The sequence below is a fragment of the Enterocloster aldenensis genome (assembly GCF_003434055.1).
In the GTDB taxonomy this organism is placed as follows: Bacteria; Bacillota; Clostridia; order Lachnospirales; family Lachnospiraceae; genus Enterocloster; species Enterocloster aldenensis.
In genome coordinates this window covers 1-645 of sequence record NZ_QVEX01000046.1, presented here as the reverse complement: position 1 = coordinate 645, position 645 = coordinate 1, and the positions used below count along the sequence as shown (strand labels likewise).

At 33.3% G+C, this 645-nt stretch carries 1 protein-coding gene; it reads right to left on the bottom strand.

What is annotated here, in order from left to right; genetic code table 11:
* Positions 1-645 (bottom strand): IS256 family transposase (locus DWX59_RS29555; RefSeq protein WP_235845213.1); only part of this gene is annotated, 645 nt, incomplete at both ends.

The following is a 645-nucleotide window of genomic DNA, read 5'->3' as shown; positions in this document are numbered from 1 at the left end:
TCTTTTTAAAGATTGTGTGAATTTCTTATAGTCTTTACTTGGTACATATTTAATAGAGTTTCTTATTAAGTGTACAATACATCTTTGAACTACGACTTTAGGAAAGATAGCTTTTGCACCTTCCTCTAAACCCGATACACCATCCATAGAAATAAAGAACACATCTTCTAATCCTCTAGCTTTTAATTCATCAAAAATCTGCATCCATTGATTCTTGCTTTCGGTTGGTGATAACCATAATCCTAAGATTTCTTTATGACCTCTTAGATCATACCCTAAAATTACATATACAGCAGTTTGATTTACTTCATAATCATGTCTTAATGACACATACATACAATCTACAAATAAGAATGGATAGCATTTTTTAAGCGGTCTATTACGCCATTCTTCTAATTCAGGCAATATTGCATCAGTAATGTCAGATATCATTTCATGTGATACAGAAAAACCATAAATGTCTTCAACAGTTTTAGAAATATCTCTTTGCGACATTCCTCTGGCGTACATTGCGAGCACCTTTTCTTCAATTGCAGAAACATCTTTTTTACGTTTAGGTACCAGTACTGGTTCAAACGATCCATCACGATCTCTAGGTGATTCAATCTCCACTTCACCATGTGATGTCTTAAGTGTTTTCTTTGT